Here is a 19,042-nt window from a genome sequence, read left to right as displayed (position 1 = left end):
CATCCCGGGGAGCAAAATTGGTGACAGTTGCGTCAAAGACGGTTTCGGACGTCATACATTCGCATTTCGGGCTGTTGACGCGCGCCGAAAAGCAACTGGCTGAGAGCCTTCTCGACAATTATCCAGTGTCCGGCCTCGGCAGCATTACCACCATCGCCGAGAATGCCGGCGTGTCCACCCCGACCGTCGTGCGCATGGTGCAGAAGCTCGGTTTCAAAGGCTATCCGGATTTTCAGGCGCACCTGCATCTGGAAGTCGAGGCGACGATTTCCAACCCGATTGCCAAGCACGATCGCTGGGCGCAGAATGCCCCGGGAACCCATATCCTCAACCGCTTCGCCGATGCCATCATGGGCAATCTGCGCCAGACGCTGACCGATCTCGACACCGCGACCTTTGACAGCGTCGCCTCGCTGCTGTCGGACCGCAAGCGCGGCCTCTATTTCGTCGGCGGCCGCATCACCGGCGCGCTGGCCGAGTATTTCTTCACGCATATGCAGGTCATCCGGCCGGCAACGACCCTGCTCTCGTCGAACTCCAGCAGCTGGCCGCAATATGTTCTCAACATGAATGCCGGCGACATCCTGATCATCTTCGACATCCGTCGTTATGAGCAGGAAATGGTGAGCCTTGCCACCGCCGCCCGCAAGCGCGGCGCCGAAATCGTCGTCTTCACCGATCAGTGGAACTCGCCGGCCGCCAAACTTGCGCGGCACGCTTTCCGCGTCCGCATCGAAGCGCCGTCGGCCTGGGATTCGTCGGTCGTCACCCTTTTCATCGTCGAGGCTCTGATCGAGGCCGTCCAGAATTCGACCTGGGACGAGACGAAGGAGCGCATGAAGACGCTTGAGGGCTTGTTCGAGCAGACCAAGCTTTTCCGCAAACCGGGTTAGGAGGACAAGATCAAAGAGAGGAAAAACAATAGCGGGCTTGGCGAAAGTGAACGATGCCGTCGCAAATGAAACATCTGTCACAAGCGCCTGCTATTCCGGCAAAATTAACGTCATCCAACCGTCACACAAGCTTCATGTAAGCTGATTAACAGCATCGCCAGACACTGAAACCCGAAGGAGAACAACAGTGATCTCTAACATTTCTCGACTGCTGTCGCTTTCTACTGCGATGATCGTGGCTTCGACCGCGATCGCCGCCGCAGAACCGAGCGCGGAACTGATCGCCGCCGCCAAGAAGGAAGGCACGCTGACCACGATCGCTCTGCCGCATGACTGGTGCGGCTATGGCGAAGTCATTGCCGGCTTCAAGGCCAAGTATGGCCTCGAAGTCAACGAACTGAACCCGGATGCCGGCTCGGGCGACGAAATCGAAGCCATCAAGGCCAACAAGGGCAACACCGGCCCGCAGGCTCCCGATGTCATCGACGTCGGCCTCTCCTTCGGCCCGTCCGCCAAGAAGGACGGCCTGATCCAGCCTTACAAGGTATCGACCTGGGATTCGATCCCGGATACCGCCAAGGATGCCGAAGGCTACTGGTACGGCGACTATTACGGCGTTCTCTCGTTCCTCGTGAACAAGGATCTCGTCAAGGAATCGCCGGCTGACTGGGCCGACCTGAAGAAGGGCGACTACGCAAACAGCGTCGCTTTGGCAGGTGATCCGCGCACCGCCAACCAGGCCGTTCAGGGCGTCTATGCCGCCGGTCTTTCCGCATCCGGCGGTGACGCCGCCAAGGCAGGCGAAGAAGGCCTGAAGTTCTTCGCCGAACTCAACAAGGCCGGCAACTTCGTGCCTGTCGTCGGCAAGGCTGCTCCCTTCGCGCAGGGCTCCACGCCGATCATCGTCGCCTGGGACTACAACGCCCTTTCCTGGGGTGAAGGCCTGAAGGGCAATCCTCCGTTCGAAGTCGTCGTTCCGAAGACAGGCGTCGTCGCCGGCGTTTACGTCCAGGCGATTTCCGCCTTCGCTCCGCACCCGAACGCTGCCAAGCTCTGGATGGAATACCTCTATTCGGACGAAGGTCAGCTCGGCTGGCTGAAGGGCTATTGCCACCCGATCCGCTTCAACGATCTTGCCAAGAACAACAAGATCCCGAAGGACCTGCTCGACAAGCTGCCGCCGGCAGCAGCCTATGAAAAGGCTGTCTTCCCGACGCTCGAAGAACAGGCTGCCGGCAAGGAAGCCATCACCAAGAACTGGGATTCCGTCGTCGGCGCCAACGTCAAGTAACATCCAATCCGGCCTCCCCGCCCCAAAGGCGGGGAGGTTTTCTCACTCCGACGCCCCAGGATGAGCTTTTCATGAGTACCGTTTCAACGCCGATGGTGGGCAGCACCCCCTTGATCAACAAAGACCGTGTGATCGACTGGCTGGGTATTGCGCCCTTCATTATTTTCTCTCTGCTGTTCCTGATCATCCCCACGCTTTATCTCGTGGCGGGCGCGTTCCTGACGCCCGAGGGCAATTTTACGCTGAAGAATATCGGCGATCTCTTTACGCCATCGATCATGAGCGCTTACTGGATCAGTATCCGCGTCTCGGTGGCATCCGCTCTCGGCGGCGCACTCATCGGCTTCTTTCTCGCCTGGGCCGTCGTGCTCGGCGGCCTGCCCGCCTCGGTACGCTCGACGCTTCTGACCTTCTCCGGCGTCGCCTCGAATTTCGCCGGCGTGCCGCTCGCCTTCGCCTTCCTCGCAACGCTTGGCCGCACCGGCCTCGTGACGGTTTTCCTGCGGGAATGGTTCGGCTTCAATCTCTATGGCACCGGCTTCAACCTGCTGTCCTTCCTCGGCCTCACCATCACCTACATGTATTTCCAGATCCCGCTGATGGTGCTGATCCTGACGCCGGCGCTTGACGGCATGAAGAAGGAATGGCGCGAAGCCTCTGAGATCCTCGGCGCCACCAACCGTCAATATTGGACGATGGTCGCCCTGCCGATCCTCTGGCCGAGCCTGCTCGGCACGACCCTGCTGCTCTTCGCCAACGCCTTCGGCGCCATCGCCACTGCCTTCGCGCTGACCGGCAGTTCGCTGAACATCGTGCCGATCCTGCTCTACGCGCAGATCCGCGGCGACGTCCTGCACAATGCCAACCTCGGTTACGCCATCGCGCTCGGCATGATCGTCATCACAGGCGTGTCCAATATCCTTTACCTCATGCTGCGCATGCGCGCCGAGCGGTGGCAGAAATGAAAACACAACGTCTCGGAGCCTGGATCGCCATCATTCTCGGCGCATCCTATTTCATCATCCCGCTGATCGGCACCATCGAATTTTCGCTGCGTATGCGCCGCGGCGAATACAGCCTCGATGCCTATCAGTCGGTTTTCTCGGACGCTCAGTTCCGCGAGACCTTCGGCTACTCCATGCTGATGGCGTTGCTCACCATCGTCTTCGGCATGCTGCTCGTCGTGCCGACGGCCTATTGGGTGCGCCTGCGCCTGCCGCAGATGCGCCCGGTCGTCGAGTTCATCACGCTGCTGCCGCTCGTCATTCCGGCGATCGTCATCGTCTTCGGCTACCTCAGAATGTACAATTCCTCGTCCTACCTGCCGCTGACGGGGTCGACGACAGGGACCAACGCCCTGCTGGTCTTCTCCTATATCACGCTGTCCCTGCCCTACATGTACCGCGCCGTCGATACCGCCATGCGCGCCATCGATGTGCGCACGCTGACGGAAGCGGCCGAAAGTCTCGGCGCCCGCTGGACGACCATCATGTTCCGCTGCATCTTCCCGAACGTGATGAGCGGCGTACTCTCCGGCGCCTTCATCACGCTGGCGATCGTCATGGGCGAATTCACCTTCGCCGCCCTGCTCAACCGCCCGGCCTTCGGCCCCTATCTGCAGCTCGTCGGCGCCAACAAGGCCTATGAGCCTTCGGCGCTCGCCGTCATCGCTTTCTCGATCACCTGGCTCAGCATGGGCCTGCTCAACCTCGTTTCCCGCTTCGGCAAAGCCCGCCCGGCAAAGGCTTAAGGTAACCGGCTCATGTCTTTTCTCACACTGAACAACATCCAGAAGTCCTTCGGCCCGGTCCAGGTCGTCAAGAATTTCAACATGAACATCGAGAAGGGTGAGTTCATCTCCTTCCTCGGGCCGTCGGGCTGCGGCAAGACGACCGTCCTGCGCATGATCGCCGGCTTCGAAACCCCGACCGGCGGCACTCTGACCATCAACGGCAAGGACCAGAGCGCGCTGAAGCCGAACCAGCGCAATATCGGCATGGTCTTCCAGGCTTACGCTCTCTTCCCCAACATGTCCGTGCACGACAACGTCGCCTTCGGCCTCAAGGTCGCCGGCGCGCCGAAGCCCGAGATCGACGCCCGCGTCAAGGAAATGCTCGGCCTGATCAAGCTCGATCACCTGGCCGATCGTTACCCCTACCAGCTGTCGGGCGGCCAGCAGCAGCGCGTCGCGCTTGCCCGCGCGCTCGCCGTCAAGCCGCAGGTGCTGCTGCTCGACGAGCCGCTCTCGGCCCTCGACGCCAAGATCCGCGTGTCGCTGCGCGAGGAAATCCGTCAGATCCAGCAGCAGCTCGGCATCACCACCGTCTTCGTCACCCACGACCAGGAAGAGGCTCTGTCGATCTCCGACCGCATCGTGGTGATGAATGCCGGCAAGGCCGATCAGATCGGCTCGCCCTTCGAGATCTACAACAAGCCGGCCACGCGCTTCGTCGCCTCCTTCGTCGGCACGCTGAACCTGATCGAGGCCAAGGTCGTCGACCCCGACACCAACCTCATCCAGATCGGCGATCAGAAGATCACGCTGAAACAGTCGGTCGCAGCCCACAAGGCCGGCGAAACCATCTCGCTGGCACTGCGCCCGGAAGCAGGCTCGCTCTCCGACACCGCCAGAAGCGACACCGCCCTGACCGGCCAGGTCGTCTCGGCCCACTTCCTCGGCTCGGTCATCCGCACCCGCATGAATGTCGGCGGCAACGTCATCTCCTTCGACATGTTCAACAGCCCCGGTGTGACCCCGCCGCAAGCCGGCGAAACCGTAACCCTCCGCTTCATGGCCGCCGACCTGCTCGTTATCAGCGATTGATATTTGCGGGATACCGCTCATGAAAAAGGCGCCGCAAAACGGCGCCTTTTTGTTATTCGGAATGATGTAGGAGACGCCAGCCTTGGGACGAAGGCATGGCCACGAATCTCTTCTCCCCAGCGGGGAGAAGGTGCCGGCAGGCGGATGAGGGGGCCACACGGCACAGCATTGATCGTCCTGCTCCCGGCACAACAATAACAAATGTTCTGCCGTGTGGCCCCCTCATCCGACCCTTCGGGCCACCAACCGGGGTCGAGCCGCGGGTCTCGACCCGTCCTTCGGACCCCCGCTGGGGAGAAGAGGGAACCAAGTCGCCTGCCCACGGCTGAACGATTGATGTTTAAGATCCCTCAGCGGATCGCCCGATCATCCGCATCGAAGCGATGCACGCGCGACTGGTCCGGCGTCGCGTAGACGATCTCGTCGGGCTCATACTGATGCTCGCCGAAGAGGCGCGCCGTCAGCAGGCCGCACTGCTCGGATTCCAGATAGATGATCGTATCGGCGCCGAGATGCTCGACATGCACGACCTTCGCGGCCCACGTCCCCTGCTCACGCGACAGCGTCATATGTTCCGGCCGCACCCCGATCGTCTTGGCGCTGTGATCGCCGACCTTCTCGCCCGCGATGAAATTCATCTGCGGCGAGCCGATGAAGCCGGCGACGAAGACGTTGGCCGGGCGATTGTAAAGCTCCATCGGCGAGCCGATCTGCTCGATCGCGCCGGCATTCAGTACGACGATCTTGTCGGCCAGCGTCATCGCCTCGACCTGGTCGTGGGTGACGTAGATCATCGTCGCCTTCAGGCTGCGGTGCAGCCGGGCGATTTCGAGCCGGGTCTGGACGCGCAGCGCCGCATCGAGGTTCGACAGCGGCTCGTCGAACAGGAAGAGCTCCGGCTCGCGAACGATGGCGCGGCCGATCGCAACGCGTTGGCGCTGGCCGCCTGATAGTTCGGCCGGCCGGCGTGCGAGATAGGGCGCGAGAGACAGCATGCCGGAAGCCTTGCCGACGCGCTTGTCGATCTCGTCCTTGGGCGTACCGGCCTGCTTGAGGCCAAGCCCCATATTGTCCTTGACCGTCAGATGCGGATAGAGCGCATAGGACTGGAAGACCATGGCGATGCCGCGCTTGGCTGGCGGCGTCAGCGTCTCATCTCGGCCGTTGATGACGACGGCGCCCGAGGTGACGTCCTCGAGGCCGGCGATGCTGCGCAGAAGCGTCGATTTCCCGCAGCCGGACGGCCCGACGAAGATGACGAATTCGCCGTCCTTGACCTCGAGGTCGATGCCTTTCAGCACCTCATGCGTGCCATAGGTCTTGCGGATGGATTTGAGTTGAAGCGATCCCACTGTCTTTCCCTTACAATCTGACCGGCTGGCCGGTACGCACGCTCTCGTCGGCGGCAAGGCAGATGCGCAGCGACGCCACCGCATCCGCCATATGGCGATCGAGGTTCAGATCCTCGCGGATCGCCCTCAGCATGAAGGCCTGTTCCAGGTCGCAGAGCGCCTGATGACCGGGCTCGCCCGTCATCTGCATGTCCTGGTCTGGCCGGATGAACTTGCCGTCCGGGCCGGTTTCGGCCGTATGCAGACGGATCACGGAGGTCTTGGTGTGCGTATCGATATCGTCGGACTTGGCGTTCGGATCCATGACGATCGACACCGCCCCCTTCGGCGACATCACGTCCTTCACGAAGAAGGCGGTCTCCGAGATCATCGGCCCCCAGCCGGCTTCGTACCAGCCGACCGAACCGTCTTCGAACAGCACCTGCAGCTGTCCGTAATTATACATGTCGGCTGCGATCTCATCGGACAGGCGCAGCCCCATGCCGCGCACCTCGACGGCGCTGGCGTCGGTGATCTGGCACATGACGTCGACATAATGCACGCCGCAATCGACGATCGGCGAAGTCGTGCGCATCAGCGACTTGTGCGTCGCCCAGGTCGGGCCACTGGACTGCTGGTTGAGATTCATGCGGAAGACGTAAGGCGGACCGAGCTTGCGCGCCTCCTCGATCAGCTTCGTCCAGGACGGGTGATGCCGCAGGATATAGCCGATCACCAGCTTGCGTCCGGCCTTCTCAGCCGCCGCCACGACCCGCTCGGCATCCGCGACGGTGGTCGCCAGCGGCTTCTCGACGAAGACGTCGCAGCCGGCCTCGAAAGCGGCGACGGCATAGTCGGCATGGCTGTCGGAATAGGTGTTGATCGAGCAGAGATCTGGCTTCAGCTCCGCAAGCGCCGTCGCGAAGTCGGAGTGAACAGTATAGCCCTGCAGTTCTGGCTCCAGCTTCGGCACCGAGCGGTTGACGAGACCGACGATCTCGAAGCCGGGATTGTTGTGATAGGCGAGCGCATGGCTGCGGCCCATGTTGCCGAGGCCGGCAACGAGGACGCGGATCGGTTTCTCCTGGCTCATTTGACCGCTCCCGAGGTGATGCCGCGGATCAGCTGGCGCGAGAAGATGACGTAGAGGACCAGGATCGGCAGGATGGCGAGCGAGAGCGCCGCCAGCACCGCATTCCAGTTGGTGACGAACTGGCCGATGAAGATCTGCGAGCCGAGCGTCACGGTCTTGGTGCTTTCCGCAGGCGCCAGGATCAGCGGGAACCAGAGGTCGTTCCAGATCGGGATCATCGTGAAGACAGCGACCGTCGCCATGGCCGGGCGCACCAGCGGCAGCACCAGGCGGAAGAAGATCGCATATTCGGAGAGGCCGTCGATGCGTCCGGCATTCTTGAGATCATCCGAGACCGTGCGCATGAATTCCGACAGGATGAAGATCGCAAGCGGTATGCCCTGCGCGGTATAGACGAGGATCAGCGCCGTCAGCGTATTGACGAGGCCGGCCGCCACCATGCCCTGCAGGATCGCCACCGTGCCGAGACGGATCGGGATCATGATGCCGATCGCCATATAGAGGCCGAGCAGCATATTGCCGCGGAAACGGTATTCCGACAGCGCGAAGGCCGCCATGGCGCCGAAGAGCAGCACCAGCAGGATCGAGACGATCGTGACGATGAAGCTGTTCTGGAAATAGGTGGCGAAATCGCCCTGCCCCAGCACCGTCTGGTAGCCGACGAGGCTGAAGGTCGACGGCGTCGGGATCATCAGCGGCTCGCGGAAGATCGAGGCGCGATCCTTGAACGAGTTGACGATGGTCAGGAACACCGGAAACAGCGCGACCAGCGTATAGGCGCCGAGCGCCAGATGCACGAGGCCGGTGCGGATGGGAGATGTGCGTGCCTTGGACATGCGCGCTCCTCAGAACTGGTAGCGACGCATGCGCCGCTGGATGACGAAGAGATAAAGCGAGACGCCGGCGAGAATGATGAGGAACATTACGGTCGCAATCGTCGCGCCCATCGAGCGGTCGCCGAGCTGAAGCTGGAAACCGAAGAAGGTGCGGTAGAGCAGCGTGCCGAGAATGTCGGTCGACATATCGGGCCCGGCAAGCGCGCCCTGCACGGTGTAGATCAGGTCGAAGGCATTGAAATTGCCGACGAAGGTCAGGATCGAGATGATGCCGATCGCCGGCAGGATGAGCGGCAGCTTGATCTTCCAGAACTGCGCCCAGCCGGTGACGCCGTCGCATTCCGCCGCCTCGATCACCTCTTCGGGGATGCTGAGAAGTGCTGCATAGATCAGCATCATCGGAATGCCGATATATTGCCAGTTCGAGATCAGCGACACCGCGATCAGCGCCGAACCCGGCTTCCCAAGCCACGGCGCGAACAGGAATTTCAGACCGATGAGATCGAGCATCCAGGGCGCCACACCCCAGATCGGCGACAGGATCAGCTTCCAGATGAAGCCGACGATGACGAAGGAGAGCAGTGTCGGCAGGAATATCGCCGTGCGGTAGAAGGCGACACCCCTAAGCTTCGGCACCGAAAGCAAGGCTGCAAGCGCAATGCCGATCGGGTTCTGCACGCACATGTGGATGACGAAGAAGATCAGGTTGTTGACGAGCGCGTTCCAGAAATCATGCGCCCAGCGCGGATCGCCGAACAGAACCTTGAAATTCGCCAGGCCGACGAAGGCAGGCTGCCCATCGACCGTATTGTAGAGCGAGAGCCTCAGCGTTTCGATGAGCGGCAGCACCATGACGGCGGAATAGACGATCACCGCGGGCAGCATGAAGACGAAGATGTGCCAGCGCACCGGGCGCTTGATCGGGACGATATCGGCCGCGTTGTCGGTTTCGCTCATGGCTTTTGCCTTGTTGTTAGATAGATCTTGGAGCCGGGAAGTTGGACTCTTATGCATCGTCAAGATGCCTCTTCGCTAAGGCGAACCGCCATGCCTCGGCGTGACGAAAGACCCCTTCTGGCCTGCCGGCCATCTTCCCCACAAGGGGGAAGAAGACTCGCGGAACGATCCCCTCCCTGCCGGAACCGCGCATTTGCGGCCGGCTAAGCCCCTCCCCTTGTGGGGAGGGGTTGGGGAGGGGTTTCACATCACTTGGCCGGCTTGTACCAGCTGTCGAGGCCCTTCTGCAGCTTTTCGGCGGCAACCGCAGGCGTATCCGTGCCGTTGATCACGTTGGCCGATTCCACCCAGGTCTCGTTTTCGAGGTTCGGCGTGCCGCGCGACAGGATCTGGTAGGTCGAGCGCACGGTCGACTTGTACGGGCCGCGCCAGGAGACGAATTCCTGGGCAAGCGGATCGGACATCTTCACCGGGTTGGAGTTCAAGCTGAAGAAGCCCGGCAGGGAGTTCGCATAGATGTCGGCGAACTCGGGCGAAGCGACCCAGCTCAGGAACTTCTTGGCTTCCTCGGCATGCGTGCTCTTGGCGTTCAGGGCAACGCCGATATCCGGATGATCGGAGATGTAGCCCTGGTCGCCGGCCTTCGGAACCGGCGGCGGGAAGGCGCCCATCTTGAACTGCGCCTGCGTGTTGAAGAGCGCGATTTCCCAGGAGCCGGCAGGGTAGATGGCGGCGCGGCCGAGGGTGAAGAGGTTCTGGCTGTCCGAATAGGTCTGGGCTTCGAAACCGTCGCCGAGATAGGGCTTCCACTTGGCAAGCTCTTCATAGGGCTTGACCCAGTCGGCATCCGTCAACTTCTGCTTGCCGGCGATCAGGGCTTCACGGCCTTCCTCACCCTCCCAGTAGTTCGGGCCGATGTTCTGGTAGCCCATGGTCGCGGCTTCCCAGAGATCCTTCGTGCCCATGGCGAGCGGGATATAGGTGCCGTCGGCCTTGATCTTGTCGAGGGCTGCGAAGAACTCGTCTTCCGTCTTCGGAATTGATATGCCGAGCTTGTCGAAGGCATCCTTGTTGTAGATGAAGCCATGGATGACCGAAGCCATCGGCACGCAGAAGGTGGACTTGCCGTCGTCGGTCGACCAGGCCGCCTTGGCGACCGGCGAGAAGTTCTCCATGCCCGGCAGGCTGGTGATGTCGACGAGCTGCTTCTTGTTGAAGAGTTCGAGCGAGGCGTCGAACGGACGGCAGGTGATGATGTCGCCTGCGGAGCCGGCATCGAGCTTGGCGTTCAGCGAAGCGTTGTATTCGGTCGGCGCGGTCGGCGAGAAGACGATCTTGATGCCCGGGTTCTTGGCTTCGAACGCCGGGATGATCTTCTCCTGCCAGATCTGCAGGTCGTCGTTGCGCCAGCTTTCCACAGTCAGCGTGACATCGGCGGCGTGGACGAGACCTGCCGACGTCAGCAGGCTGGAGGCAAGCAGGAAGCTTTTCAGAGCAGTGTTTTTCATTTCCCTCTCCTGTTTAGCGCCGATAGGCGCCGTTTTCGATCTGAAACAAGCAATTGGCGTGCATGAGGAAACACCCAACGCCCCTTGGAGGGCCGCCAGCAACTGCCGGCCCCGAAAGCTCGATGGACGCGAAGGCGGATCGCCTGCGGCCGTATTGCGCGCGTTTCGGTGACCTGCACCGGACGCGCTGAAATGATGGGAAAGCCGATGCCCGCCTGAATTCCACCGCCGGCCCGACAGGCCGCTGGCATTCTGGCAATCATCCTCGAAGCGGTTCCGGCTTGGCTTTGCTGCCGATTTTCGTAGGCTTCGAAATGCTGTTCCCTTTTGTCGAATTAAGTCCAAAAAAATACCAATTGTCCAGCCAAATTTTAACTTTTCGCCACAACAAACTTCATTAAAAAATTTTATCAAGTAAAATCAATATGATAAAAAGATAAAATTTCTCCGCAATTCCCACTTGGTAAATGGTATTTTTTTGGTATTGTAGGAAAACCAAGGGGAACGGCGTATCGGAGGCCCGATGACGGAGCTTGCAATCGGCATAGATGGCGGCGGAACGAGCTGCCGGGCAGCGGTCGCGGATAAAGACGGCAATGTCCTCGGCCGCGGCAAGGCAGGCCCCGCCAACATTCTGTCCGACCTGGAAAACTCTCTCCTCAACATCGTCGAATCCGCCCGGCAGGCGCTCAGCGACGCCGGTCTCGACGCCGAAGCTGTGACCTCGGCAGTATCAGTCGTCGGCGTCGCCGGCGCCAATGTCATGGATTACGGCCAGCGAATCGAAAGAGCCCTGCCCTTTGCCGAAGGCCGTGTCGTCACCGACGCCCTGATTTCCCTGCAGGGCGCGCTCGGCGATGCCGACGGCATCGTCGGCGCCTTCGGCACCGGCTCGGTCTATAATGCGCGAAGAGATGGCCGGCTGAACGGCATCGGCGGCTGGGGCTTCATCGTCGGCGACCAGGCAAGCGGCGCCCGCCTCGGCCGCGACCTCATGGAACACGCGCTGCTCGCCCATGACGGGGTGCGCTTGGGATCGGCGATCACAGAAGCGATCATGGCCGAATACGGCAACGACCCGGAGCGCATCGTCGATTTCGCCCATACGGCGCGGCCGACGGATTTCGCCCGCTACGCGCCCATGGTCTTCAAGCACGCCGCCGAAGGCGATGTGGTTGCGATCGGCATCGTCAAGGATGCCGCAACGGCGATCGGCGAAAGCCTCGACGCGCTGCTCTGGCCGGAATGCCCGTCCATCTGCCTGCTCGGCGGCCTTGCGGAAGCCTACGAGCCCTGGCTTTCCCGCTACAAGCCGCTGCTCGCCAGGCCGAAGAACGATGCGCTGCAGGGCGCGGTGGAACTTGCGGTCAAGCTCCTGAACGATCAGCAGAAAGGTGCGGCATGACCGACGATCTCGCCACCCTCCTGTCCCTGCAGCGGCTACAAGCGGCCGGCACCGGCCCGCTCTATGTCAAGCTGCGCCGCACGCTCGAAGAAGCCGTGCGCACCGGTACGCTCGGCCACGGCGATGCGCTGCCGCCCGAACGCGACATCGCCGAATTCGCCGCCGTCAGCCGCGTCACCGTGCGCAAGGCGATCGACGAACTCGTCGCCGACGGACTGCTGGTGCGCCGCCATGGCTCGGGCACCTTCGTCGCCAAGCCGGTTTCCAAGGTCGAACAACGCCTGTCGCAACTCACCTCCTTTACAGAGGATATGGCGCGCCGTGGCATGTCGTCCCGCTCCGAATGGCTGCACAAGGGCGTCCACACCCCCTCGCCCGACGAGATGATGATCCTCGGCCTCGGCACCGACGTGAAGGTTTCACGCCTCTCCCGCCTGCGCATCGCCGACGACCAGCCATTGGCAATCGAAAACGCCAGCGTCTCCGGCGAATTCCTGCCCGACCCCTCCGCCGTCACCAATTCGCTCTACGCCGAACTCGAACGCCTCAACGTCCGTCCGGTGCGCGCCGTACAGCGCATTTCGGCGACCAATATGAAGGAAGCCGACGCCCAGCTTCTCGGCGTCCCCGTCGGTGCGGCCGGCCTGTCGATCGAGCGCATCTCCTATCTCGGTTCCGGCCGCGCCGTAGAATTCACCCGCTCGCTCTATCGCGGCGATGCCTATGACTTCGTGGCCGAGCTGACGATTGGGGTCACATAAGCCCTACCAGAAACGGGCGATCCAAAGTTGATTTCCGGCGAGTTCATCGAAGACCACGTCGGCGGAGATGATCGGTATCCCATTCTCCATGGCAGTCGCAGCGAGAAACCGGTCGAACGGATCACGATGCGCCCAGTCCATTGTGGCTGCGGCCAGACAGACGTCCGCGGTCAATGCGGCTGCAATGGCGCCCTGCTCCTGCAACAAGTCCGGCAGCCGGCTGACGAAAGGCTGCATCTCCGGCCATTTGCCGAGACGCACCTTCTGTCCGATTTCAAACAGGGATATCGGGCTGACAAGAATGGTCTCAGCCTTTTCGATCAGAGCGATCGCCTTGGCCGAGAGCCGCTTGTCGCCTGTCAGCGACCACGCCCAGGCATGGGTGTCGAGCAGAAGCGAATTCACTCGATCCCTTCCCAGGCCGCGACTTCGCTTTCCTCAATAGGCTCGAAAAAGTCCGGCCCATCTCCAGCAACCTGCCCTTTGAGCAGACCGATCTTGAAGGAAGACTGCACGATCGGAATTATCTTCACGACAGGCTTGCGCCCCTTGGCGATCACCACTTCCTCACCGGAAAGGGCGGCATCAATCAATTTCGACAGATTGGTCTTTGCCGCATGAATGGTCACTTGCATCGCAGCCCTCATTAGCTAACTTGGCTAAGAATATCATGCCGATCTCGATTCCGCTATCGAATTCAAACAGCCGGACTGGGGGAATTATCGAGCCACATCAAAAGCATGAAGCCGGAAGGTGAATCACTTTCCGGCTTCATTGTCTCTTGATTCATCACATTAAGAACGGCGAGCGCGTCTCTACGCCGCGTCCTCAATCTCCTCATCCGCCTTGCGAGGCACGTAGTTCAGCACCGGCCCAAGCCACCGCTCGACCTCGGAAATCTCCATGCCCTTGCGCTTGGCATAGTCTTCCACCTGGTCGCGCTCCACCTTGGCGACGCCGAAATAATAGGAGTCGGGATGGCCGATATAGATGCCGGATACGGATGAGCCGGGCCACATCGCATAGCTCTCCGTCAGCTTCACCCCTGCGGTTTTTTCCGCATCGAGCAGCTTGAAGAGCGTCGCCTTTTCCGTGTGATCGGGCTGGGCGGGATAACCCGGCGCCGGGCGAATGCCGGCATAGGCTTCACCGATGAGATCCTCGTTGCTGAGGTGCTCATCCCTTGCATAGCCCCAATATTCGCGACGCACCTCTTCGTGCATGCACTCGGCAAAGGCTTCGGCGAAGCGGTCGGCCAGCGCCTTGACGAGGATCGAGGAATAGTCGTCGTTCGACCGCTCGAAACGTTCGGCGATGGCGATTTCCTCAATGCCGGCCGTCACCACGAAGCCGCCGACATAATCCTGCACGCCGCTCGTGACAGGCGCGACGAAGTCCGACAGCGCCACATTCGCACGCCCGTCCCGCTTCGAGAGCTGCTGGCGAAGTGTGTAGAAAGTGGCAAGCTCCTGGCTGCGACTTTCGTCCGTGAAGAGGCGGATATCGTCGCCGACGGCGCCGGCCGGCCAGAAGCCGATGACGGCGCGCGGGCGGAACCACTTCTCGTCGATGATCTTCTTGAGCATGGCCTGCGCATCGGCCCACAGCGCACGCGCCGCCTCGCCCTGCTTCTCGTCTTCGAGAATGGCCGGGAAACGGCCGCGCAGTTCCCAGGTCTGGAAGAACGGTGTCCAGTCGATGTATCTGGCGAGTTCCGCCAGATCGTAATCCTCGAACACCCGCGTGCCGAAGAACTCAGGCTTCGTCGGCTTGTAGGCCGACCAGTCGACCTTATGCGCATTCTCGCGAGCCCGCGACAGAGGCAGGCGCACCTTCTCCGCTTCGCTGCGGGCATGGGCAGCCGCCACCTTGGCATATTCGGCCCTGACATCGTCGACATAGCCCTGCCGCGTTTCCGGCGAGAGCAGCGCCGAGACGACGCCGACGGCGCGGCTCGCATCGGTCACGTAGATCGCCTGTCCCTTGTCGTAGCCGGGATGGATCTTCACGGCGGTATGCACGCGGCTGGTCGTGGCGCCACCGATCAGCAGCGGGATATCGAAGCCCTGCCGCTCCATTTCGGCCGCGACATGCACCATTTCGTCGAGCGACGGCGTGATCAGGCCGGAAAGGCCGATGATATCGACCTTTTCGGCAATCGCCGTTTCGAGGATCTTCGTCGCCGGCACCATGACGCCGAGGTCGACAATCTCGTAATTGTTGCAGGCAAGCACGACGCCGACGATGTTCTTGCCGATATCGTGCACATCACCCTTGACCGTCGCCATCAGGATCTTGCCTGCCGACCGCCGTTCCTCGCCGCCATTGAGGCGCTTTTCCTCTTCCATGTAGGGCAGCAGCACTGCGACCGCCTGCTTCATGACACGCGCCGACTTGACCACCTGCGGCAGGAACATCTTGCCGGAACCGAACAGGTCGCCGACGACGTTCATGCCGGCCATCAGCGGCCCTTCGATGACGTGCAGCGGCCGGGCGGCCTGCTGGCGCGCCTCCTCCGTATCGGCTTCGATATATTCGGTAATGCCGTTGACCAGCGCATGTTCGAGACGCTTCTCGACGCTCCATTCGCGCCAGGAAAGGTCCTGGACGCGGCCTTCCCTTGCGCCGGCGCCGCGGAAACGCTCGGCCACTTCGAGCAGCCGCTCGGTGCTGTCGGCGCGGCGGTTCAGCACCACGTCCTCGCAGGCCTCGCGCAGCTCGGGATCGATGTTATCGTAAACGGCGAGCTGGCCGGCATTGACGATGCCCATGTCCATGCCCGCCTGGATGGCGTGGTAGAGGAACACGGCATGCATCGCCTCGCGCACCGGCTCATTGCCGCGGAACGAGAAGGACAGGTTGGAGACGCCGCCGGAGATATGCACGAGCGGCATGCGCTCACGGATCGTCCGCGTCGCTTCGATGAAGTCGACGCCGTAGTTATTGTGCTCTTCGATACCGGTCGCGACCGCGAAGATATTCGGGTCGAAGATGATATCCTCGGGCGGGAAGCCGATCTTTTCCGTCAAGAGCTTGTAGGCGCGCGTGCAGATCTCGACCTTGCGGTCGTAATTATCGGCCTGCCCCGTCTCGTCGAAGGCCATGACGACGACGGCAGCGCCGTAATTGTGCAGAAGCCGCGCCTGGGCGAGGAAGTTCTCCTCGCCTTCCTTCAGCGAGATCGAGTTGACGATCGGCTTGCCCTGCACGCGCTTCAGGCCGGATTCGATGATCGAAAATTTCGACGAGTCGATCATGACGGGCACGCGGGCGATGTCGGGCTCGGCGGCGATCAGGTTGAGGAACTCAACCATCGCCTTTTCGGAATCGATCAGGCCCTCGTCCATGTTGATGTCGATCACCTGCGCGCCGTTCTCGACCTGGTCGCGCGCGACATCGAGTGCTGCCGTGTAATCGGCATTGGTGATCAGCTTGCGGAACTTCGCCGAGCCGGTGACGTTGGTGCGCTCGCCGACATTGACGAAAGGAATGTCCTTGGTCAGCTCGAAGGGTTCGAGACCGGACAGCGACATGAACGGGCGATGCTCGGGGATTGGCCGCGGCTTGTACTTCGCCACGGTCTCGGCAATCGCCCTGATATGTTCCGGCGTCGAGCCGCAGCAGCCGCCGACGATATTGACCAGGCCTTCGCGCGCGAAGCTGTCGATCTGCGCCGCCATCAACTCCGGCGTTTCGTCGTACTGGCCGAACTCGTTCGGCAGGCCGGCATTCGGATAGGCGCAGATGAAGGTATCGGCAACGCCCGAAAGCTCCTGCAGATGCGGGCGCATCGCATTGGCGCCAAGCGCGCAGTTGAGGCCGATCGTGAAGGGATTGGCATGGCGCACCGAGTTCCAGAAAGCCGAGGGCGTCTGGCCGGAGAGCGTGCGGCCGGAAAGGTCGGTGATCGTGCCGGAGATCATCACCGGCAGGCGCACGCCCTTGGCCTCGAAGCGCTCCTCGCAGGCGAAGATCGCGGCCTTGGCGTTCAGCGTGTCGAAAATCGTCTCGATCAGGATGATGTCGGCGCCGCCGTCGATCAGCCCGTCGATCTGTTCGCCATAGGCGTCACGCAGGTCGTCGAAAGTGACGGCGCGGAAACCGGGATTGTTGACGTCGGGCGAGATCGAGGCGGTGCGGTTGGTCGGGCCGATGGCGCCGGCGACGAAGCGGCGGCGGCCGTCCTCGCGCTCGGCGCGGATTGCCGCGCGGCGCACGATCTCCGCACCTTCCTTGTTCAGCGCATAGACCTCGCCTTCCATCTGGTAATCGGCCTGCGCGATGCGGGTCGAGGAGAAGGTGTTGGTCTCGAGGATATCGGCGCCGGCCTTGGCGTATTTGTAATGGATCTCTTCGATCGCATCCGGCTGGCTCAGGATCAGAAGGTCGTTATTGCCCTTCTGATGGCAGGCGCAGCCGATGAAGCGCGTGCCGCGAAACTGGTCTTCATCATAGCCCAGCCCCTGGATCTGCGTGCCCATGGCGCCGTCGAGAACAAGGATGCGTTCGCTCGCAGCTTTCTTCAAAGCCGCGAAAACTTCACTGCCGTCACGCTTGCCCCCTTCGGGACCAAAGAGATTATCGAACACGGGAGGGCTCCTTGACGTCGTAAGACCAGACTTCCAAATCACATAAAGATATCTTTATGTCAATATATGCCTGGCGATTTCCTGCTTTTCAAGCCTTGAGCGCTGCGCCTCTTTTCAGAGGAGCAACATCTTGAATCTGCGCGCATTGCGCCAACCGAAACCGCTTCCGATTTCCAAGCAGGCGCGCTAATCGGATGACAGACTCGCCCGACCTCTATATAGGCGTTTGCGACATCGTGCGCACGAAATCGGAGGAGTATCATGGCACCTGCAACCGCCAAGGCCACACTCGGAAACTGGACGACCCGCGCCTATCATCGCGGCTGGCTGCTCGCCCAGGCCAACGGCCTCTTCGATTTCTTCCAGCACAATTCCATCAACCCGAAGGGCGGCTTCTACGATCTCGACGACACCGGCAAGCCGCTCGATGCCGAGGGCCAGGTTCGCGGTATCCACATCGCGGCGCGCGCGGTGCATTGTTTCTCGATCGGGGCCCTGCTCGGCCGTCCCGGCGCCTCCGACGTCGTCGACCACGGCATGGATTATATCTGGAACCATCATCGCGACCGCAAGAACGGCGGTTACTTCTGGTCTCTCGACAATAATGGTCCCGTCGATTCCAACAAGCAGGGCTACGGCCATGCTTTCGTTCTCTTGGCCGCCTCATCCGCCAAGACGATCGGCCATCCGCTCGCCGACGGCATGCTCGCCGACATCACCGAGATCCTGAACACCAAGTTCTGGGAACCGCGCCATGGCGCGATCGCCGAAGAATTCACCGCCGACTGGCAGCCGCTCGACGGCGGCGTCTATCGCGGCCAGAATTCCAACATGCACCTGACCGAAGCGCTGATGGCCGCCTTCGAAGCCACCGGCGACAGGCAATACCTGACCAAGGCCGAAAGCATCGCCGATCTCGTCATCCGCCGTTCGGCCGGTTCGGTCGACTGGCGCGTCGCCGAACATTTCGATGCCGAATGGAACCTCGATAAGGATTACTACCATCCGAACGAAATGTTCCGCCCGGCCGGCACGACGCCCGGCCATTGGCTGGAATGGGCCCGCCTCATCCTGCAGCTCTGGGCGCTCGGCGGCAAACGCATCGAATGGATGCCGGATGCGGCGAAAGCCCTTTTCGAGCAATCCATGGTCCTCGGCTGGGACAACGACAAGGGCGGCTTCTTTTATACGCTCGACTGGGCGGATAAACCGGCCAAGCGCAACAAGCTCTGGTGGCCGGCCTGCGAAGGTGCTGCCGCCGCACACTTCCTCAACGAGCACCTGCCGAGCGACTATCACGAGGAATGCTACCGCAAGATCTGGAACGTCATCGAGCGCGCCTTCATCGACCACAAGAACGGCGGCTGGCATGAGGAACTGACGGAAGACCTCGTGCCCTCGCACTCTCTCTTCCCCGGCAAGGGCGACATCTACCACGCCCTCCAGGCCTGTCTCATTCCGCTCTTCCCGGCGACGGGCAGCCTGACGAAAGGCATCCTGGAGGCCGGCGGCAGGCTCTGAGGCGAAAGCCTCACGAGCCCCGTGCGGTATTTT

General features: G+C 61.6%; 16 protein-coding genes. 8 read left to right on the top strand and 8 right to left on the bottom strand.

The genetic code is table 11. The features are described 5' to 3' along the window. Nucleotides 1-20 precede the first annotated feature (20 nt). The 5 genes from ATY78_RS05305 (at nucleotide 21) to ATY78_RS05285 (ending at nucleotide 5,008) form a co-directional block, all read left to right on the top strand. Nucleotides 21-893 (top strand): MurR/RpiR family transcriptional regulator, encoded by an 873-nt coding sequence (locus ATY78_RS05305; protein WP_088681409.1) that lies wholly within the window; start codon nucleotides 21-23, stop codon nucleotides 891-893. Nucleotides 894-1,080: 187 nt separating this feature from the next. Then, complete coding sequence (locus ATY78_RS05300; RefSeq protein WP_088681294.1) at nucleotides 1,081-2,184, top strand: ABC transporter substrate-binding protein; 1,104 nt, start codon at nucleotides 1,081-1,083, stop codon at nucleotides 2,182-2,184. Nucleotides 2,185-2,255: 71 nt separating this feature from the next. Beyond that, nucleotides 2,256-3,149, top strand: a complete 894-nt coding sequence (locus tag ATY78_RS05295) for an ABC transporter permease subunit (RefSeq protein WP_088681293.1) — start codon at nucleotides 2,256-2,258, stop codon at nucleotides 3,147-3,149. Beyond that, entirely contained in the window at nucleotides 3,146-3,934 is a 789-nt protein-coding gene (locus ATY78_RS05290) for an ABC transporter permease (protein ID WP_088673195.1), read from the top strand. Before ATY78_RS05295 ends, ATY78_RS05290 begins: the two co-directional genes overlap by 4 nt. Before the next feature lie 12 nt (nucleotides 3,935-3,946). Further along, nucleotides 3,947-5,008 carry an ABC transporter ATP-binding protein gene (locus ATY78_RS05285; RefSeq protein WP_088681292.1) on the top strand — a complete coding sequence of 354 codons (1,062 nt, stop codon included), beginning with the start codon at nucleotides 3,947-3,949 and terminating at the stop codon, nucleotides 5,006-5,008. Nucleotides 5,009-5,358: 350 nt separating this feature from the next. Here ATY78_RS05285 and ATY78_RS05275 read toward each other — a convergent pair whose 3' ends face one another. The 5 genes from ATY78_RS05275 to ATY78_RS05255 form a co-directional block, all read right to left on the bottom strand. Next, on the bottom strand, nucleotides 5,359-6,360 hold the full coding sequence (locus ATY78_RS05275) for an ABC transporter ATP-binding protein (RefSeq protein ID WP_088681290.1): 1,002 nt from the start codon (nucleotides 6,358-6,360) through the stop codon (nucleotides 5,359-5,361). A 10-nt stretch (nucleotides 6,361-6,370) separates the two neighbouring features. Continuing rightward, the gene (locus tag ATY78_RS05270; protein WP_088681289.1) at nucleotides 6,371-7,432 is read right to left on the bottom strand and encodes a Gfo/Idh/MocA family oxidoreductase; all 1,062 of its coding nucleotides are present in this window, start codon (nucleotides 7,430-7,432) and stop codon (nucleotides 6,371-6,373) included. Then, complete coding sequence (locus ATY78_RS05265) at nucleotides 7,429-8,268, bottom strand: carbohydrate ABC transporter permease (RefSeq protein WP_064694741.1); 840 nt, start codon at nucleotides 8,266-8,268, stop codon at nucleotides 7,429-7,431. The genes ATY78_RS05270 and ATY78_RS05265 overlap by 4 nt, the downstream gene beginning before the upstream one ends. A gap of 9 nt (nucleotides 8,269-8,277) precedes the next feature. After that, the gene (locus ATY78_RS05260) at nucleotides 8,278-9,225 is read right to left on the bottom strand and encodes a sugar ABC transporter permease (protein WP_088681288.1); all 948 of its coding nucleotides are present in this window, start codon (nucleotides 9,223-9,225) and stop codon (nucleotides 8,278-8,280) included. 248 nt (nucleotides 9,226-9,473) lie between these two features. Then, nucleotides 9,474-10,733, bottom strand: coding sequence for an ABC transporter substrate-binding protein (locus ATY78_RS05255; protein WP_088681287.1), 1,260 nt, complete (start codon nucleotides 10,731-10,733; stop codon nucleotides 9,474-9,476). Nucleotides 10,734-11,256: 523 nt separating this feature from the next. Here ATY78_RS05255 and ATY78_RS05250 point away from each other — a divergent pair. After that, a complete protein-coding gene (locus tag ATY78_RS05250; protein ID WP_088681286.1) occupies nucleotides 11,257-12,138 on the top strand; it encodes an N-acetylglucosamine kinase in 882 nt (293 codons plus the stop codon). Then, on the top strand, nucleotides 12,135-12,899 hold the full coding sequence (locus tag ATY78_RS05245; protein ID WP_088681285.1) for a GntR family transcriptional regulator: 765 nt from the start codon (nucleotides 12,135-12,137) through the stop codon (nucleotides 12,897-12,899). The genes ATY78_RS05250 and ATY78_RS05245 overlap by 4 nt, the downstream gene beginning before the upstream one ends. A 3-nt stretch (nucleotides 12,900-12,902) precedes the next feature. On the opposite strand, the gene ATY78_RS05240 is transcribed toward ATY78_RS05245, so the two are convergent. The 3 genes from ATY78_RS05240 to metH all read right to left on the bottom strand — a co-directional run bounded on the left by ATY78_RS05240 (nucleotide 12,903) and on the right by metH (nucleotide 17,488). Beyond that, nucleotides 12,903-13,304, bottom strand: coding sequence for a type II toxin-antitoxin system VapC family toxin (locus ATY78_RS05240; RefSeq protein WP_088681284.1), 402 nt, complete (start codon nucleotides 13,302-13,304; stop codon nucleotides 12,903-12,905). Then, nucleotides 13,301-13,534, bottom strand: a complete 234-nt coding sequence (locus ATY78_RS05235) for a type II toxin-antitoxin system prevent-host-death family antitoxin (protein ID WP_088681283.1) — start codon at nucleotides 13,532-13,534, stop codon at nucleotides 13,301-13,303. Before ATY78_RS05235 ends, ATY78_RS05240 begins: the two co-directional genes overlap by 4 nt. Before the next feature lie 180 nt (nucleotides 13,535-13,714). Continuing rightward, on the bottom strand, nucleotides 13,715-17,488 hold the full coding sequence (gene metH / locus ATY78_RS05230) for a methionine synthase (RefSeq protein ID WP_088681282.1): 3,774 nt from the start codon (nucleotides 17,486-17,488) through the stop codon (nucleotides 13,715-13,717). Between the two features lie 261 nt (nucleotides 17,489-17,749). Here metH and ATY78_RS05225 point away from each other — a divergent pair, with 261 nt between their 5' ends. After that, a complete protein-coding gene (locus ATY78_RS05225) occupies nucleotides 17,750-19,009 on the top strand; it encodes an AGE family epimerase/isomerase (protein ID WP_088681281.1) in 1,260 nt (419 codons plus the stop codon). Nucleotides 19,010-19,042: the final 33 nt, after the last annotated feature.

Source organism: Rhizobium sp. R635 (genome assembly GCF_002211285.1).
Taxonomy (GTDB): domain Bacteria; phylum Pseudomonadota; class Alphaproteobacteria; order Rhizobiales; family Rhizobiaceae; genus Rhizobium.
Note: the sequence above shows the minus strand (reverse complement) of the source record. Positions and strands in the feature narration are given on the sequence as shown.

What these genes read in the sequence shown, in the direction of transcription:
- ATY78_RS05255 (WP_088681287.1), bottom strand. Translation starts at nt 10,733, where the DNA reads ATGAAAAACACTGCTCTGAAAAGCTTCCTGCTTGCCTCCAGCCTGCTG.
- ATY78_RS05245 (WP_088681285.1), top strand. Translation starts at nt 12,135, where the DNA reads ATGACCGACGATCTCGCCACCCTCCTGTCCCTGCAGCGGCTACAAGCG.
- ATY78_RS05225 (WP_088681281.1), top strand. Translation starts at nt 17,750, where the DNA reads ATGGCACCTGCAACCGCCAAGGCCACACTCGGAAACTGGACGACCCGC.
- ATY78_RS05235 (WP_088681283.1), bottom strand. Translation starts at nt 13,534, where the DNA reads ATGCAAGTGACCATTCATGCGGCAAAGACCAATCTGTCGAAATTGATT.
- ATY78_RS05250 (WP_088681286.1), top strand. Translation starts at nt 11,257, where the DNA reads ATGACGGAGCTTGCAATCGGCATAGATGGCGGCGGAACGAGCTGCCGG.
- ATY78_RS05290 (WP_088673195.1), top strand. Translation starts at nt 3,146, where the DNA reads ATGAAAACACAACGTCTCGGAGCCTGGATCGCCATCATTCTCGGCGCA.
- ATY78_RS05285 (WP_088681292.1), top strand. Translation starts at nt 3,947, where the DNA reads ATGTCTTTTCTCACACTGAACAACATCCAGAAGTCCTTCGGCCCGGTC.
- ATY78_RS05270 (WP_088681289.1), bottom strand. Translation starts at nt 7,432, where the DNA reads ATGAGCCAGGAGAAACCGATCCGCGTCCTCGTTGCCGGCCTCGGCAAC.
- ATY78_RS05265 (WP_064694741.1), bottom strand. Translation starts at nt 8,268, where the DNA reads ATGTCCAAGGCACGCACATCTCCCATCCGCACCGGCCTCGTGCATCTG.
- ATY78_RS05260 (WP_088681288.1), bottom strand. Translation starts at nt 9,225, where the DNA reads ATGAGCGAAACCGACAACGCGGCCGATATCGTCCCGATCAAGCGCCCG.
- ATY78_RS05295 (WP_088681293.1), top strand. Translation starts at nt 2,256, where the DNA reads ATGAGTACCGTTTCAACGCCGATGGTGGGCAGCACCCCCTTGATCAAC.